Origin of the sequence: Natrialba aegyptia DSM 13077 (assembly GCF_000337535.1) — an archaeon.
GTDB lineage: Archaea > Halobacteriota > Halobacteria > Halobacteriales > Natrialbaceae > Natrialba > Natrialba aegyptia.
This window is the reverse complement of record NZ_AOIP01000016.1, coordinates 118,418-133,761: the sequence shown is the minus strand read 5'-3', so window position 1 is coordinate 133,761 and position 15,344 is coordinate 118,418. Positions and strand designations below refer to the sequence as shown.

General features: G+C 64.4%; 15 protein-coding genes and 1 riboswitch. Of the genes, 6 read left to right on the top strand and 9 right to left on the bottom strand.

Features of this window, described 5'->3' with window-relative positions; all coding sequences use genetic code 11:
* Window positions 1–109 precede the first annotated feature (109 nt).
* Window positions 110–1,318 carry a potassium channel family protein gene (locus tag C480_RS07365; protein WP_006664992.1) on the top strand — a complete coding sequence of 403 codons (1,209 nt, stop codon included), beginning with the start codon at window positions 110–112 and terminating at the stop codon, window positions 1,316–1,318.
* Between the two features lie 159 nt (window positions 1,319–1,477).
* On the opposite strand, the gene C480_RS07360 is transcribed toward C480_RS07365, so the two are convergent.
* The gene (locus C480_RS07360) at window positions 1,478–1,942 is read right to left on the bottom strand and encodes a fluoride efflux transporter FluC (protein WP_006664991.1); all 465 of its coding nucleotides are present in this window, start codon (window positions 1,940–1,942) and stop codon (window positions 1,478–1,480) included.
* Window positions 1,939–2,364, bottom strand: a complete 426-nt coding sequence (locus tag C480_RS07355) for a CrcB family protein (protein ID WP_006664990.1) — start codon at window positions 2,362–2,364, stop codon at window positions 1,939–1,941. The genes C480_RS07360 and C480_RS07355 overlap by 4 nt, the downstream gene beginning before the upstream one ends.
* A 6-nt stretch (window positions 2,365–2,370) precedes the next feature.
* Window positions 2,371–2,443: riboswitch (Fluoride riboswitch) on the bottom strand.
* 156 nt (window positions 2,444–2,599) lie between these two features.
* Here C480_RS07355 and C480_RS07350 point away from each other — a divergent pair.
* From C480_RS07350 to C480_RS07340, 3 genes are all read left to right on the top strand, one after another.
* Window positions 2,600–3,511: a cation diffusion facilitator family transporter gene (locus C480_RS07350; protein WP_006664989.1), complete on the top strand. Its 912-nt coding sequence runs from the start codon at window positions 2,600–2,602 to the stop codon at window positions 3,509–3,511.
* Between the two features lie 53 nt (window positions 3,512–3,564).
* Entirely contained in the window at window positions 3,565–4,485 is a 921-nt protein-coding gene (locus tag C480_RS07345; RefSeq protein WP_006664988.1) for an MBL fold metallo-hydrolase, read from the top strand.
* Window positions 4,486–4,636: 151 nt separating this feature from the next.
* Window positions 4,637–6,679, top strand: coding sequence for an AMP-dependent synthetase/ligase (locus C480_RS07340; RefSeq protein WP_006664987.1), 2,043 nt, complete (start codon window positions 4,637–4,639; stop codon window positions 6,677–6,679).
* A gap of 70 nt (window positions 6,680–6,749) precedes the next feature.
* On the opposite strand, the gene C480_RS07335 is transcribed toward C480_RS07340, so the two are convergent.
* The gene (locus C480_RS07335; protein WP_338044726.1) at window positions 6,750–7,610 is read right to left on the bottom strand and encodes a phosphotransferase family protein; all 861 of its coding nucleotides are present in this window, start codon (window positions 7,608–7,610) and stop codon (window positions 6,750–6,752) included.
* A gap of 42 nt (window positions 7,611–7,652) precedes the next feature.
* Window positions 7,653–7,844: a hypothetical protein gene (locus tag C480_RS24195; protein ID WP_006664985.1), complete on the bottom strand. Its 192-nt coding sequence runs from the start codon at window positions 7,842–7,844 to the stop codon at window positions 7,653–7,655.
* A 159-nt stretch (window positions 7,845–8,003) separates the two neighbouring features.
* Here C480_RS24195 and C480_RS07330 point away from each other — a divergent pair, with 159 nt between their 5' ends.
* The gene (locus tag C480_RS07330) at window positions 8,004–10,046 is read left to right on the top strand and encodes an AMP-dependent synthetase/ligase (protein WP_006664984.1); all 2,043 of its coding nucleotides are present in this window, start codon (window positions 8,004–8,006) and stop codon (window positions 10,044–10,046) included.
* Window positions 10,047–10,114: 68 nt separating this feature from the next.
* Here the strand turns inward: C480_RS07330 and C480_RS07325 are convergent, their stop codons facing one another.
* The 3 genes from C480_RS07325 to C480_RS07315 all read right to left on the bottom strand — a co-directional run bounded on the left by C480_RS07325 (window position 10,115) and on the right by C480_RS07315 (window position 11,966).
* Window positions 10,115–10,693, bottom strand: coding sequence for a hypothetical protein (locus tag C480_RS07325; RefSeq protein WP_006664983.1), 579 nt, complete (start codon window positions 10,691–10,693; stop codon window positions 10,115–10,117).
* Between the two features lie 104 nt (window positions 10,694–10,797).
* Window positions 10,798–11,397 carry a magnesium transporter gene (locus tag C480_RS07320; RefSeq protein ID WP_006664982.1) on the bottom strand — a complete coding sequence of 200 codons (600 nt, stop codon included), beginning with the start codon at window positions 11,395–11,397 and terminating at the stop codon, window positions 10,798–10,800.
* Window positions 11,394–11,966, bottom strand: a complete 573-nt coding sequence (locus C480_RS07315) for a magnesium transporter (protein WP_006664981.1) — start codon at window positions 11,964–11,966, stop codon at window positions 11,394–11,396. Before C480_RS07315 ends, C480_RS07320 begins: the two co-directional genes overlap by 4 nt.
* Before the next feature lie 138 nt (window positions 11,967–12,104).
* Here C480_RS07315 and C480_RS07310 point away from each other — a divergent pair, with 138 nt between their 5' ends.
* Entirely contained in the window at window positions 12,105–13,793 is a 1,689-nt protein-coding gene (locus tag C480_RS07310) for an aldehyde ferredoxin oxidoreductase family protein (protein ID WP_006664980.1), read from the top strand.
* 35 nt (window positions 13,794–13,828) lie between these two features.
* Here the strand turns inward: C480_RS07310 and C480_RS07305 are convergent, their stop codons facing one another.
* Together C480_RS07305 and C480_RS07300 are read right to left on the bottom strand one after the other, a co-directional pair.
* On the bottom strand, window positions 13,829–14,191 hold the full coding sequence (locus tag C480_RS07305) for a hypothetical protein (RefSeq protein WP_006664979.1): 363 nt from the start codon (window positions 14,189–14,191) through the stop codon (window positions 13,829–13,831).
* Between the two features lie 120 nt (window positions 14,192–14,311).
* The gene (locus C480_RS07300; RefSeq protein WP_006664978.1) at window positions 14,312–15,307 is read right to left on the bottom strand and encodes a M48 family metalloprotease; all 996 of its coding nucleotides are present in this window, start codon (window positions 15,305–15,307) and stop codon (window positions 14,312–14,314) included.
* Window positions 15,308–15,344 lie beyond the last annotated feature (37 nt).

Genomic DNA, 15,344 nt, shown 5'->3' with positions numbered 1-15,344 from the left:
CTTCTGTGTGGCCGTCCAAAACCGTATCGGAAGGCGGCGTACGATTCCGTGATAGCTGTGACGGGACCGGCGGGAAACGTTTTTTTCGACGCGGCGGGTTTGTCGACGTATGGACCCGTTCGAGGGGGAGACCGCGGCGGTGTCGGTCGAGTACGAGCCCCGTAGTGTCAAGGATATCCTGGTCGAGATGAAGGATACGGCGGAGCTGTTGATCGATCTCTCGTACTCGGCCGTCTTGCACCGTAACGACGACCTCGCGCGGGAAGTGTTGCGCTTAGAAGAGCGCATGGACGTCCTCGAACTGCAGGCGCGGATGAGCCTCATGATGGCGGTTCGAAATCCAGACGATGCGGAGCAACTGGCTCCGGTTCTGGGGATCGTCGCCGCAGCGGGCGACATCAGCGACGCCGCGGGCGACATCGCGAAGATCATCCTGGAGGAAGTCGGGTTGCCGGAGGCGATGCGGGCGGCGCTTCCCGAAGCGACCGAGACGCTCGTTCGGGGCGTCGTCTCGCCGGACTCCGCGTTCGCCGACCGCACGCTGATGGACATCGATCTGGAGTCAGAGACCGGCGTCCGGGTGATCGCCCTTCGACGCGGCGACGAGTGGCTGCTCAATCCCGGCCCGAACACGACGGTCGCGAGCGACGACGTTGCGCTCCTTCGCGGCCCGGATACGTCGATCGAATCGGTCTACGAGACGCTCACCGGCACGCCCTACGAATCCCCCGCAGTCGACGTTCCGGACATCGACGACCTCGAACGGGCGGTCGACACCATCGTCCACATGAAAAACCTCTCCGAACTCGCCGTCGATCTGGCTTACAGCAGCGTGCTGTTCGACAGCGAGGCTCTCGCCGAGGAGGTCCGTAATCTGGAGGTCGAAGTCGACGCGATGGAGTCCCGGTTCGAAGCCTGGACGCTTCGAGCGGCCGCCGACGCCGACGACCCGGTCGTCCTTCGGGGACTCATCCAACTCGGCAACAGCACGGAGGTAATCAGCGACGCTGCGGTCGACATTAGCGAGGGCGTCCTCCGCGATCTCGATGTTCACCCGGTCGTCCAGATGGCCGTCGAGGAGAGCGACGAGATAATCACTCGGGTTCCGGTCGAGTCAGAGAGCACCCTCGACGGCGCGACCGTCGTCAGCGGCGTCCCCGACACCGATTCGACCATGTCGGTGATCGCAATCCGCCGCCCCGACGAGGGCTGGTTGCTCGTCGGCGACTCCGACGCGACGCTGCGGGCCGGCGACGTGTTGATTTCGAAGGGGACCCGGACGGCCGCGGCGGCGTTCGACGACCTGTCTCAGGCGTGAGTCGATCGGGCTGAACCGATAGTTCCAGCCGCGTTGTAACGAACTTCCGGCAAATCGAAACGACGGTCGACGAGGCAAACGAGAATCAGTCGCGGCAGCTCGGTGCAATCGGACTGGGAATTTCGGCGCTTGCAGACTCGGAACGGCCGTAGAACACGGCTAAACGGGCCCCAGCGCGGCGACGAGCCACGCGAGACCGATTCCAGCGAGTGCGAGGCCGAGATTCGCACCGGTATTGCCGATTGCCAGCAGCCGATCGCCGCGTTCGTACAACTGTACCGTCTCGACCGAGAACGACGAAAACGTCGTGAACGCCCCGCAGAGACCGGTTCCAAGCAACTGTAGGACCGACTCGGTCGCACCCGCAAACATCGCAAGCGCGAAGGCAAAACTGCCGACGACGTTCACCAGCAGCGTCGGCCAGGGGAATCGGTCGCTCGAGAGCCGTTGATACACGCCGTAGCGCAACACCGCACCGATCGCACCGCCGGTCCCCACGATGTGTGCAGGTTCGGGATCGAACGTGACCGCTGCGAGACCGACTTTCGGGACGGCCACCGACGCGAACGCTCCCCCGATCGCCATCCAGAGTTCAGCAAGCGACGCCGCGGCGGTCGCGCTCACGCCGTCTCACCGCCGGCTGTCGCGGCGGCCGGATCGCCGAGTCGGCGGGCGAGTTCACGGCCGGCGAGGACGCCGGTAAAGCCGAGGCCGTAGTTGCCGAGGACGATGGCGACGAGCAGGAAGGGAGTTGACGCGAGTGCGGATTGGATGGCGAACGTGCTGTAGGTTGTCAGCGAAGAAAGGAAGCCGGTCGTGAAGACGACTTTCGATTTGGGCGCGACGAGGCCGGTGTACTGGGCTTCGTAGACGAGAAATCCGAGCGCGAAACTGCCGATGACGTTGACGAGCAGGACGGACTGGACGTCGGAGAGCAGGCCCATCGCGAAGTAGCGGAGGTTCGCGCCGGCGAAGCCGCCGACGGCGATCAGTGCGAGCGTTTCGAGTCGAACGAGGGGATGGGGCTGGGGTTGGGATGCTGCCATGGCTGTGTAGTGGCAGGGACCGTCAGCCGGCGGTCGGTGCCGGCGGTTGGGTCAGGCGGGCCCCATCGCCCGAAAGGGACGGTCATCGTGTTTAAACCGCGTCGTGATTCGAACCGTCTTGTTAGGAGGTCGTTTGCGCAGATTGATGAGCGTTATGCCCTGCGAACGTCACGGGACGCTCACGGCGGCCAGTCGGAAGGAAAAGACCCAAGGTTAGACTGGCTCTAAACCATCCATGGACAGTGTCGAGGACGAGCGACGCGGGTTCCGACGGGCATCGTGGGTCAACGTCCTCGGCAACGTCGCGAAAATCGCGGTCGAGGGGGCTGCGGGACTCGTCTTCGGGAGCGTCGCCCTGCTCGCGGACGCGGCGCACTCGATCGCGGATCTCATCGCCAGCATCGTCGTCTATATCTGGGGACAGAGTTCGTACGACGAACCCGACGATACCCACCCCCACGGGCACGACCGAATCGAGCCGCTGACGGCGCTGTTCGTGGGTGCCGTCATCTCACTTCTCGGATTGAACTTGCTCTATCGCTCCGTCGAGGGACTGCTCACCGAGGTCGACGTTACCTTCAGTCCGCTATTGCTCGGCTCGCTGGGCTTCGCCATCGTCGACATGTACCTCGTCTACCGGTACACGGTCGCGATCAACGCGGACCTCGACTCGCCCGCCCTCGCGGCGCTGGCCGCCGACTGTCTCAACGACATCTACACGTCGCTGGCCGCCGTCGTCGGCATCATCGGCGTCGCGTTCGGCCAGCCACAACTCGATCCCGTCGCCGGCGGACTCGTCAGCCTACTGGTCGTCTACCAGGGCGTCGAAATCGGTCGCGAAAACGTCGACTACCTCGTCGGTGCCGCCCCGACGCCCGAGAAGCGAACGGCCGTGCTCGACGTGCTCCGATCCCACCCCGACGTACGGGGCGTCCACGATCTGACCGTCTTCTACGACGGCCCCGTCCTCGAAGTCGAAGTTCACGTCGAGGTCGACGGCGAACTCCCCTTCCGGCGCGCCCACGACATCGAATCTGAACTCGTCGATCAGCTCCGCGGACTCGAGGACGTCGGCGACGCGCACGTCCACCTCGACCCGTCCGGCATCGGCGAGTGGAAGGATCAGCCGGACGAACTCGAACGGTAATGCCGGAGTGCTGGGACACGAGCTTTTATCCCGTCCGCCGACGGGCTTCCGGTATGGACATCGGTGACGTTCGCGAGGTGACCGCCGGCGACTGTTCGGACCTGTACTACCTCGATACCGGCATGTACGAGACGGGCGGCTACGGAGCCGTCTATATTCTAAACGACGACCGGCCGGCCATCGTCGAAACCGGCATCGGCACCAATCACGACCTGATTCTCGACGCGCTCGCCGAACTCGACATCGATCCCGCCGACATCGAGGTCGTCACGATGACGCACATCCACCTCGATCACGCGGGCGGCGCTGGCTTTCTCGCGGAGGCCTGCCCGAACGCCGACATCTGCATCCCCGCCGCCGGCGCGAGCCTGCTCGCCGATCCCGGCAAACTGGTCGCCGGCACGAAAAACGCCGTCGGCGACCAGTGGCAGTTCTACGTCGAGCCGAAACCGATCTCCGAAGATCGAATCGTCGAACTCGAAGACGGCGACGCGATCGATCTCGGCGACCACGAACTCCGCGTTCACGACGCGCCCGGCCACGCGTTCCATCAGGTCGTCTTCGAGGACCCCGCGAACGACGCCGTCTTCACCGGCGACGCCGCCGGCATCTGGATTCCCGACCGCGAGGAAATCGTCGAAACCTCCCCGCCCTCCGACTTCGACCTCGAACAGTGTCTCGAAGACGTCGAACTGCTCGCCGAGATCGACCCCGACGTCCTCCTCTATACGCACTTCGGGCCTCGTTACGTCGGCAACGACGCCGAACGCGTACTCGAGGAGTACGCGACCGTCCTCACCGAGTGGGTCTCCGCAGTCGAGGGGACACGCGCTGAACTCGACGCCGACGAGGACGTGATGGCCCACTTCGCGTCCGCGACCGAGAAGGGCGAAGCCTGGAACGAGCAGAAAGCAAGCGCCGAGGCGGCGATGAACGTCCGCGGCGTTATCGGCTATCTCGACAACCGAGAGTGAACACCCGGTTGCGCGACGGTTCAGTCGCTTCGAGTTCAGTTCCCGAATCCGCTCGTTTTCGGGGCGGCCGGCGCTCACACCTGAATAAACGAATCGTCGAGTGAAACCAGTTTCATCACGTTTTATCGCACAGGAACGACTCTGAACGGATATGAACTGGCGGGACGCCGAACGCGAGTACGACGACGAGGTGATCGGGACCACGACGCTCGGTCGGATGTTCGAGGACGCGGCCGAGCGAAACAGGGACCGACCTGCCCAGCGGTACAAGGGCGGCATCTACGATCGTTCGCTCACCGGCACTGACTCGAACGCCGTGCTTCCGCCGGCCGAACCCGATTCCTTTCGGGCGATTTCCTACGCCGAGATGCGCGACATCGTTCGGAACCTCGCCGCCGGCTTTCGCGATCTCGGCGTCGAATCCGGCGACCGGGTCGGCATCTTCAGCAACACGCGCATGGAGTGGGCCCAGACCGACTTCGCGCTGCTCGGGGCCGGCGCGGTCGTCACCACCGTCTACACGAGTTCTTCGCCCGACCAGGTGTCGTACTTGCTCGACGACCCGGACGCGGACGGCGTCGTCGTCGAAAACCAGGAACTGCTAGAGCGGGTGCTCGCCGTCGAGGACGAACTCGAACTCGAGTTCATCGTGTCGATCGACGAGCTGGCGGGGACGGCGTACGACGACCGGGACGACGTGCTGACGCTCGCGGAGCTTCACGATCGCGGTGTCGCAGTGTTCGACGCCGAGACTTACCAGGAGTGGGTCGACGACCCCGCGATGGACGATTTGGCGAGTCTGATCTACACGAGCGGGACGACGGGGCAGCCGAAGGGCGTCCGGCTCACCCACGGCAACTTCCGGGCGAACGTCAATCAGATCCGCAAGCGCTTCGCGCCGCGGCCGGACAGAGACGCGGACGTGCCGGTTATCGACGCCGAGAGTCAGGCGATGTCGTACCTGCCGCTGGCGCACGTCTTCGAGCGGACGGCGGGGCACTTTCTGTTGTTCGCAAGCGGTGCCTGTGTCGCCTACGCGGAAAACCCAGATACGCTCCAGGAGGACTTCAGCATCGTTCAGCCGAACACGGCGACCAGCGTCCCGCGGGTCTACGAGAAGATTTACGACACGATCCGCGAACAGGCCAGCGAGTCGCCGATCAAAAAGCGTCTCTTCGAGTGGGCGACCGACGTCGGCGTCGCGTACGAGCGTGCCGACTCGCCCGGCCCCGTGCTCGCGGCGAAGCAAACGCTTGCGGACAAACTGGTCTTCTCGACGGTCCGCGAGGCACTCGGCGGCGAAATCGAGAGCCTGATCAGCGGCGGCGGCAGCCTCTCACCCGAACTCTGTCGGCTCTATCACGCGATGGGGCTCCCGATCTTCGAGGGCTACGGCTTGACCGAAACCTCGCCGGTCATCGCGGTCAATCCGCCGGACGATCCGCGGATCGGGACGATCGGTCCGACGCTGTCTGACGTCGACATTTCGATCGACGAGAGCGTCGTCGACCAGGATGCCTTCGACGATCCGGGAGCAGTCGGCGAACTCCTCGTCCGCGGGCCGAACGTCACCGAGGGCTACTGGAATATGCCCGCAGCGACCGACCGTGCGTTCACCGAGGCTGCGGCCGAGGACGCTGCTGGGGTCACGTCTCGGCCCGACGGCGGCACTGTACTCGATACTACGGACGACTCGACCGCCGAGCAGTGGTTTCGCACCGGCGATGTCGTCCACTTGCGCGGGGACAACTACATCGAGTTCCGCGACCGCGTGAAACAACTGCTCGTGCTCTCGACCGGCAAGAACGTCGCTCCCGGCCCGCTCGAGGACGCCTTCGCCGCCAGCGAGGTCGTCGAGCAGTGCATGGTCGTCGGCGACGGCGAGAAGTTCATCGGCGCGTTACTCGTCCCCAACGTCGAGCACATCCGGACGTGGGCGGACGAACAGGGCATCGACCTGCCCGACGATACCGACGCCATCTGCGACGACGAGCGCGTTCGCGAGTACGTCCAACGGGAGGTCGACCGCGCGAACGAGGGCTTCGAAAAACACGAGACGATCAAGCAATTCGAACTCGTCCCGGTCGAGTTCACCGAGGAGAACGAGATGCTAACGCCGACGATGAAGAAGAAGCGCCGCGTCATTCTGGACCGCTTCGGGGACCGAGTGGATCGGATCTACGAGAACGCGTGAATCAGTACGACTGTTCGAGTGCCCGTGTCCGTGTCCGTGCCCGTGTCCGTTCCCGTTCCGGGTCGCGTTATCAGCTGATACGGTCCCGTACGTCTGCCCTGATGCGGTCCATCACCGCCGTTTCGGTTCCGTCGGGGAACGCCAGATGATGGAAGTCGTTCATAATACGGATCATCGCTACCGTCTCGTAGAGCGGTTCGGGCGCTGAAACGTTTTCAGCACGGGTGGGCGCGGTCGACCGATACCCGGACAGCATTGCCTCGCGGACGAGGGGTCGCCGGTCCGAGACATCGGGCAGTCCCGCGAGAAAGGCCCCGCTGTAGAGGTACGCGGCGAACTCGAAGTCGAAAGCCGCCGGTACGGCGAGCGTATAGCCCCAGTCGAGCATCGCGGTAATCTCGCCCGTTTCGGGATCGATGAGGAGGTTGTGGAGTCCGTGATCGTTTCGCCCCAGGACGGGTTCGAACGGTCCGTCGAGTTCGTCGATGCCCGTTTCGACCCACCGGCGGAGTTCGGGTGTGAGATCCGAAAACCGGGAATTTGCGTGCCGGTCGAGTTCACGATCGGCGTAGTTCCGCAGTGCGGTTGGCCACGCTTCTCGTGGGGTACCGATGGTCAGGGTCGCCGGATCGCCGACAGGCTGGCCGCCGTCGAGTTCGGGGCCGTCGTGACGGACGTGTCCGAACCGGTCGACCGCCGAAACCGCGTGCAGTTCGGCCAGATACTCGCCGGTTTCTCGAGCGAGTCGCCGGAGCGAGGCGTCTTCGAATCGGCACACGCGCTCGTAGGCGACTTCCTCGCCGGGCAGTGCGCGCATGAGGTAAAACGGCGATGGCAGGGAGTCGTGATCGTCGACGACGCCGCAGACCGGCGGAACCGGGATCGACGTGTGAGCGTTGAGAACCGCCTGAATCCGCGACTCGGTTGGAATTCCCCACGTCTGCCCGTCGGGGGTGGCCTTCAGGTATCCCTCTCACGTCGCATTCCTGTCGGCACCTTCTCCGCCGGAGCCAATGATGCGGTACACGGAACAAAAGCCGCGCTCGACCGCTGTTGCCTCCACGAGTTCCAGTTTCGGTCCCGACTCTCGCTCCCGTTCGATGGATCGAAGCATCTCTTCGATGGTCGATTCCGACAACTCCTGTGCCGCTGGACCGTCGCCCATACGCGGGATTCCCGAGCACCCGATAGAACTGTTTCGGTGGTATGGGTTAGGTCCTCACACCTCGACTATCGTCCGCCGCCCCCACAGAAATATCGTGATAAATTGCTCTGAACTCCCTGTACTTTCAAGAGTTCCCCGCTCCTCTTGGTATAATATACCATGGGTTGGCAGACCGCGGAGCGCGAGTTCACGAGTCCGGTGCTGGGTATGGAACCGCTGGGAGGGATGTTCGAGGCGTCGGTCGAGCGCAATCCGAACGCGATCGCCCAGCAGTATCAGGGCGGCATCTACGATCGCAGTCTCGCCGGGACGGCGGTCGACCCCGCCCCACACGGCGACTACGAAAGCCTGACCTACGCGGAAACGGGTGAGATCGTCCGCGCGCTGGCCGCCGGCTTCCGCGAACTCGGCGTCGAGGCCGGCGACCGGGTCGGTATCTTCGCCCAGACGCGCATGGAGTGGGCCCAGACCGATTTCGCGCTACTCGCCGCGGGTGCAGTCGTGACCACCGTCTACAAGAACTCCTCGCCCGAGAAGGCACACTACCTGCTCGACGATCCCGGTGCCAGCGGCGTCGTCGTCGAGAACCAGGCGGTGTTAGAGCGGGTGCTCGCCGTCGAGGACGAACTCGAACTCGAGTTCATCGTGTCGATGGACGAGGTAGGTGGTGCGGGAGAGGACGCGGCGACGGACTGCTACACGCTCGCGGAGGTCTACGAACTGGGAGACGAGCGGTACGATCCGGAGGCGTACGAGGAGTGGCTCGCAGCGCGCGACCCGGACGATCTGGCGAGCATCATCTACACGAGTGGAACGACGGGGAAGCCGAAAGGGGTCATGCTCACCCACCGGAACTTCCGGACGAACGTCAATCAGGTCTACCGTCGCTACGGCCCGCGGCCGGACAAGGACGCGGACACGCCGGTCATCGACGAGAACAGTACGCTCGTCTCGTACCTGCCGCTGGCGCACGTCTTCGAGCGGACGGCGGGGCACTTCCTGCTGTTCGCCGCGGGGGCGACCGTCGCCTACGCCGAGAGTTCGGACACGCTGAAGGAGGACTTTCGCGCGGTCCAGCCGACCGGGGCGACGAGCGTCCCGCGGGTCTACGAGAAGATTTACGACGCGATTCGGGAGGAGGCCACGGAGTCTCCGATCAAAGAGCGCATCTTCGACTGGGCGACGGACGTGAGTCGAGCCTACTATCGGGCCGACGATCCCGGACCGATCCTCGAGTTCAAGCTCTCGGTTGCGGACAAACTGGTGTTCAGCAAGGTCAAGGAGGCTCTCGGCGGGAACGTCGAGATGCTGGTCAGCGGCGGCGGGTCGCTCTCCGAGGATCTCTGCACGCTCTATCACGGCATGGGGCTGCCGATTTTGGAGGGATACGGGCTCACCGAAACCTCGCCCGTCGTCACGACGAACCCGCCGGAGGCACCGAAGATCGGCACTGTCGGGCCGGCGGTTATCGACTGCGACGTGACCGTCGACGGGTCGATCGTGCCGGACGGCGATGCCGCCAGCACGCCCGGCGAAACGGGTGAACTCCTCGTTCGCGGGCCGAACGTCACCGAGGGCTACTGGAACAAGCCGGCGGCGACCGACCGGGCGTTCACGGCGGACGCGCCGGGGGAGGGGGCGAGCGACGCCGACCGAGACGGGAACGCGTCCGAGACCGACGCGGACGCCGAGTGGTTCCGCACCGGCGACATCGTCACCGTCCGCCCCGACGGCTACATCGAGTTCCACGAGCGAACGAAGCAACTCGTCGTCCTCTCGACCGGCAAGAACGTCGCGCCCGCACCGATCGAGGACACCTTCGCCGCGAACGAACTCGTCGAGCAGTGTCTGGTCGTCGGCGACGGCGAGAAGTTCGTCGGCGCGCTCATCGTGCCGAACATCGACGCCCTCGAACGGCGTGCCGAGACCGAGGACGTTGCGCTGCCGGACGACCCGGCAGCCATCTGCGATCACGAGTGGGTCCGCGAGCGGATCGGTCGGGAGGTCGAGGCCGTCAACGAGGACTTCGAGGCCCACGAGACGATCAAGGAGTTCCGACTCGTGCCGATCGAGTTCACCGAGGAAAACGAGATGCTGACGCCGACGATGAAGAAGAAACGCCGGACGATTCTGGACGCGTTCGCCGACGAGGTGAACTCGATCTACGCCGACGAAGCGACGGAACAGGCTCCGGAGGCCTGAAACGCGACCGCTGTTCCGTTTCGCGGATGGCGGTGACCACGCCTAGTGGCGGCGCAATCCGACGCTCGTTATGCGTCCGCCGAGATCGGTTCTTCGACGGTCGTCTCGTTCTCCCGGTAATCGACGATCGTGAACTCGACGGATTCGGGGGTATCCTCCCCGACAGACACGCGAACGAGAGCGGCCGGAAAGGCCAGTGCGTCATTGCCTTCGGTTGGGTCGTCGCCGATCGCTGTTGCGGTTCCGATGAGCGTGTCTGACGTTCTGTCGAGTTCACGAACGCGGATTCCGAGGAAATCCCGTTTCGGCCAGACCGACGTAACGTGGACGAGAAGTTCGGCGTCGAAGTTCGTTTCGTCGACGAACGCGCGACTTGCAGGCGTCTCGCCGTCGTAATCGGCAACCGAAAGCGTTCGATGGACGGCCGCGCTCGAGTCGAACACGTCGAGTTGTCCCGCGGCTGCGCCGTCGAATTGCGGCGATGACCCGTGTCGAACCCCCAACTGCTGGATGTCGTACTGGACGGTCGTTTCGGCGGCTACCGGAGGTGGGTTTTCGCCGCCGGTAGTCGGCAGCGACGACTGGAGACAGCCGCCGGTGATGGAGAGCCCGATGCCGGCAGCAGCGAGGAGATGACGGCGGTGCATACTCGAATCTCACCGCGCACGATAACCAATGTTGGGATAGGTCAAACGGGTATTGTACCGTCCTGCCGTCTCAGAGACCGATCGAGACCACCGCAAAGACCGCCTCAGAGAACGACTGAAACCACCGCAAAGAGGATGAGCACCCCGGTGATGTCACAGACGTTCGTGACGACTGGAATCGTCGTGTCGTCAGGGTCGTAGCCGAGACGGTAGGAGGCGTAGACCGCGGTCGTACTGACGATGACGACCCAGACGGCAAGCAGCATGCCGCTGGTGATCGTAATAACCAGCAGCGGAGCGAGTCCGAGCTCGCCGCCCAGCAGGTGGCCGATAGCCCAGGAGGCGATACCGAGCAGGACGAATACCGTCCCCGCGAGACCGACGATCGCCCCGACTGTCGCTCGCAGATCCGGATTGGTCGGCGAGAACTCGAACGTCCCCAGGTGTAACTGCGTCGAGAGGCGGGCACACATGATCGAGCCCAGGTTTCCGGCGGTCCCGATCATCACCGGGACCAACACGAGCAACGCGGGGTTCGTCAGTAACGCCGCTTCGAAGGTCTCGAGGACGGTTCCCGACACCATCTGCAACACCGACAGGACGGCCAGGAGCGGGACGAGCGTCGTGACGATATTCCGGATCGTCCAGTCGCCGATGTGATCTCGCCCGAGTTCATCGCCGGCCCGGGCCTCGTTGGCGCTCACAGTAGTGCCTCCGTCACGGCGATCCCGACCAGCAGGAAGAAGACGCCGAACACGTCGCCGACGGTCGTCACGACGGGGCCGATGACGTTGTCGGGATCGAGGCCGCGGCGATAGCCCTTGAAGATCACGGGAAGCAAGACGCCGAGCATCGCGACGGCGCTCAAAAGAGCGGCGACGAAGAGGATAATCACGAGTTCGAGCAACGCGGCCTCCCGTCCCAGGGCCAGCATTACGACCCAGGTGAGCACGGCGATAAACAGCGAGACGATCATGCCGTTCAGGAAGGATGCGATGATGGCGTTTCTGAGCCGCCCGCTCCACTCGAAATGAGGGTCGAGCAGTCCCTGGTGGAGCCCGCTCGACAGTCGCGCTCCGAGCGAACCGTAGACCCCGCCGCGGGTGGCGAGAAAGGCCGGCAACAGCAACAGCAACCCGGGAACGCGGCTGATTCCCTCACGCATCGTTTCGCTGCCGAGCAGCGTGCCGGCGAACAGGCCCGCGACGAGACTGACGAGGACCACCGGTAACGCCTGCCGATAGATGTCGACGGCGGAGTCGTGGCCGGTCATTATCGAAGTCGTCCAGTGCCGATACATTAAGCGTTGGCTGATTCGATGAACTCGCCGTCCCGAGACCGACGCCGCGTCTGTTATCCGCTGACAACGTACCGGTACCGTTTTGCCACCGCACGTCCCACGGTATCGAGTATGAAGCACGTCCGGGGGCCACTGTGTACGATCGATGTCGGGGAACAGACGAGCGAAACCGAACGGATCGACGACCTCCTCGAGTCGGCAATCGGCGGCCGCGCGCTCGGGACGAAACTCGCTCACGCTCGCATCCCGTTCGACGCCGACCCGCTCGGGGCGGACAACAACCTGTACTTCGCGACCGGCCCGCTCCAGCACGCGACCATGAGCTTTACCGGCCGCATGTCCGCAACCGGCGTCTCGCCGCTGACCGACGGCCTGCTCTCCTCGAACGCCGGCGGCTTCCTCTCGCGTAACTTCACCGCGACCGGCTACAGCGCCGTCGAGATCACCGGCGCGAGCGACGACCTCGTCATCGTCCACGTCACCGACGACGGCGTCTCGTTCGAAGCCGTCCCCGAACTCGAAGAAGCGACCGTCCCCGAAACCTGCGCCTACATCGACGACGAACACGGACTCGGTTCGGAGCACACCGTCGTCGTCGGTCCCGCCGGCGAGAACGAAGTCCGCTTCGCCTCGATCATGACCTCCGAGGAGCGCGCGTTCGGCCGCGGCGGCCTCGGCGCGGTGCTCGGCGCGAAGAACGTCAAGGCGATCACCTTCGACGGCGACTCCACCCGGGAGGTCGACCTCCCGGCGCTCCAGATGGAGATCCACGGCGAGGCCGCCCAGTCCGACAGCCCGATGCGCGACCAGGGGACGACCTCCGTCGCAACGTACGCGAACATGGTCGAGGCCCTGCCAACGCGGTACTTCTCCGAACTCTCCTACGAACACATCGACGACATCAGCGGCGACCGCGTCGAGGAGAAAAAGTACAAGAAAGGCACCTGCTCGGCCTGCGCGTTCGCCTGCAAGCTTCCGACAAAAGACGAGGAGACCGGCCTCGAGACCGAAGGCCCCGAATACGAGACCCTGATGGCCTTCGGATCGAACTCCGGCGTCGACGACATCGTCGACGTGATGAAATCGAACAAGCTCTGCGACGAACTCGGCCTCGACACGATCTCAGCCGGCGACGTCGTCGCCGCCTACCTCGCCAGCGAAGACGAGTTCGGCGACGCCGACCTCATTCACGAAACCGTCGAGAAGATCGCCTACCGCGAGGGAATCGGCGACCAGCTCGCAGAGGGCGTCGCCCGCTGTCACGACGAACTCGGCGTCGACAACTGGTCGGTCAAGGGCATGGAGTTCGCCGCCCACGACGGCCGCACGCTGAACGGCCAGGGCCTCGCCTTCGCGACCTCGAACCGCGGTGCCGACCACATGTACGCCGAGTTCTACCCCTACGAGTACCCGCTGGTCGACGCCGACGACGCCTTCGACAAGGCTGGACTCGAGAACAAGCCACCGAAGCTCGTCGAACTCGAGAACATCAACGCGATCAAGGATAGCGCCGTCCTCTGTAAGTTCTCCCGGGACTTCATGACGACCGAGCGGTTCGAGACGCTACTCGACGCCGACTACGAGGAACTGCTCGCGGTCGGCAGCGAAGTCGTCGCCCTCGAACGCCACTTCAACAACCAGCGCGGCTTCGACCGGGCGGACGACACGCTGCCGTACGACATTCCCGACTTCGAGCAGGGCCTCGACGAGTACTACGACGAACGCGACTGGAACGACGACGGGACGGTTCCCGCGAGCGAACTCGAGACGATCTCGGAGACGGCACCCGCGGACGACTGAGCCGCCGCGACGCCGTCTCCGTCGCCGCTATGGCGCTACTCCGGACCTGAACTCGATCGGTCGTTTTCGTCCGCGTCCTCGTCGGTCCACTCGCCGACTTCGCCCTCCGGCGTGAGTCGGTCGTCCCCGCGGGACCGAAGCGGCGTGTCGTCGGCCCGCGAGGGATGGATATTGAAGTTGTTTCCCCGGTAGGGGTCCGTTTCCGGATCGTAGTCGAGTTCACTGCGTTCGAAGAGGTAGATGAAAAAGCCAAAGAGCGGGAGCACGGCGGTGATCGCCGCCCACTTTGCGGGAGGCTCGAGCCCGACCTTCCCGGCGTCGTAGTAGGTGAACACGGTCAGCCCGACGTGCCAGGCGAGGGGAATGCCGACGACGATGGCCAGGAGCAGCGGGTCCATGGGATGGCCGATATACGTGCCCGAGGGTTGTAAATCGACTGTCGGTGCTCGCGACCGCGTTGCGTTGCTGTTTTCGACTTCGACTTCGATTTCGACTTCGTTTTCGAGTTCGGTCTCAACTCAATCTCGGTCCCGTTCCGATTCTAGACTCCGTTCGCGTTCGAGCGACCGAAGCGTCTCGAGTCGGTCCTCGGTCGGCGGGTGGGTCGTAAAGAGTCGCCACTTCAGCCGGTCGAACCACTGGTACGACGGTTCGACGTCGCCCTCCGGGCCGAGACGAACGTCTCGAGTCGCCGGATCGGCTTCCAGCGGCAGAATCGAGAGCGAGGAGACGCTTTCGACCGCTCTGAGGTCCCGGGTCGGCGTCGCTTCGATTCGATCATCGAGGGTGGCCAGGGCGGTTGCGAGAACCGCGGGCGACCCCGTCACTTCGGCGGCCGCGCGGTCGGCGGCGCGCTCGCGAACGCGAGCGAGAACGGCCGTGATCGTTCGTCCAGCGATCCAGACGACGTTCGAAACGAACAGCAACGGGACGATGACGATCGACACCGCACCCTTGCCTGCCGGTTCGGGAAGGCGCGTTCGCAATCCCGCCGCGAGCACCACCGGAACCGAAAGCGCCGTCATCACCATCGCATCCCTATTTTTCACGTGGGCGAGTTCGTGTGCGATCACCGCCTCGAGTTCATCCGCATCGAGCGCATCGATCGTGCCCGCGGAGAGCACGAGGTGAATCGCGTCCGGCCGGTAACCGACGACCATCGCTTCGGGCGCGCGACTGTCCGAAATCGCGATCGTCGGTGCGGGCACGTCGAGCATCGTTGCGACCGTCGTCGCCGTCCGGTACAGTTCCGGTTCCGCGTCGCTGTCGACCGGCGCAGCTCCCGCGAATCGTTCGACCGTCGAAACTTGGGTGAACTCGAGGGCGGCGATAGATGCCAGTAGACAGACGCTGATCACCGACGCCAGCGTCGCCGGATTCTCGACGCCGACTATCGACAGGAGGCCGTAGAACACGCCCCAGATGCCCGCAACGAGACCGGCCATCACGAGCGCGAGCAACGCGATCGAGACGACCATCCGTACCAGCAGTGCTCGCCCGTTCGGCATCGTCATCGTCGATCGATGAACTCGAACGGCCGGGGAGAGCGAT

What these genes read in the sequence shown, in the direction of transcription:
- C480_RS07300 (WP_006664978.1), bottom strand. Translation starts at nt 15,307, where the DNA reads ATGACGATGCCGAACGGGCGAGCACTGCTGGTACGGATGGTCGTCTCG.
- C480_RS07330 (WP_006664984.1), top strand. Translation starts at nt 8,004, where the DNA reads ATGGGTTGGCAGACCGCGGAGCGCGAGTTCACGAGTCCGGTGCTGGGT.
- C480_RS07305 (WP_006664979.1), bottom strand. Translation starts at nt 14,191, where the DNA reads ATGGACCCGCTGCTCCTGGCCATCGTCGTCGGCATTCCCCTCGCCTGG.
- C480_RS07325 (WP_006664983.1), bottom strand. Translation starts at nt 10,693, where the DNA reads ATGCACCGCCGTCATCTCCTCGCTGCTGCCGGCATCGGGCTCTCCATC.
- C480_RS07355 (WP_006664990.1), bottom strand. Translation starts at nt 2,364, where the DNA reads ATGGCAGCATCCCAACCCCAGCCCCATCCCCTCGTTCGACTCGAAACG.
- C480_RS07340 (WP_006664987.1), top strand. Translation starts at nt 4,637, where the DNA reads ATGAACTGGCGGGACGCCGAACGCGAGTACGACGACGAGGTGATCGGG.
- C480_RS07315 (WP_006664981.1), bottom strand. Translation starts at nt 11,966, where the DNA reads ATGACCGGCCACGACTCCGCCGTCGACATCTATCGGCAGGCGTTACCG.
- C480_RS07345 (WP_006664988.1), top strand. Translation starts at nt 3,565, where the DNA reads ATGGACATCGGTGACGTTCGCGAGGTGACCGCCGGCGACTGTTCGGAC.
- C480_RS07310 (WP_006664980.1), top strand. Translation starts at nt 12,105, where the DNA reads ATGAAGCACGTCCGGGGGCCACTGTGTACGATCGATGTCGGGGAACAG.
- C480_RS24195 (WP_006664985.1), bottom strand. Translation starts at nt 7,844, where the DNA reads ATGGGCGACGGTCCAGCGGCACAGGAGTTGTCGGAATCGACCATCGAA.
- C480_RS07365 (WP_006664992.1), top strand. Translation starts at nt 110, where the DNA reads ATGGACCCGTTCGAGGGGGAGACCGCGGCGGTGTCGGTCGAGTACGAG.
- C480_RS07350 (WP_006664989.1), top strand. Translation starts at nt 2,600, where the DNA reads ATGGACAGTGTCGAGGACGAGCGACGCGGGTTCCGACGGGCATCGTGG.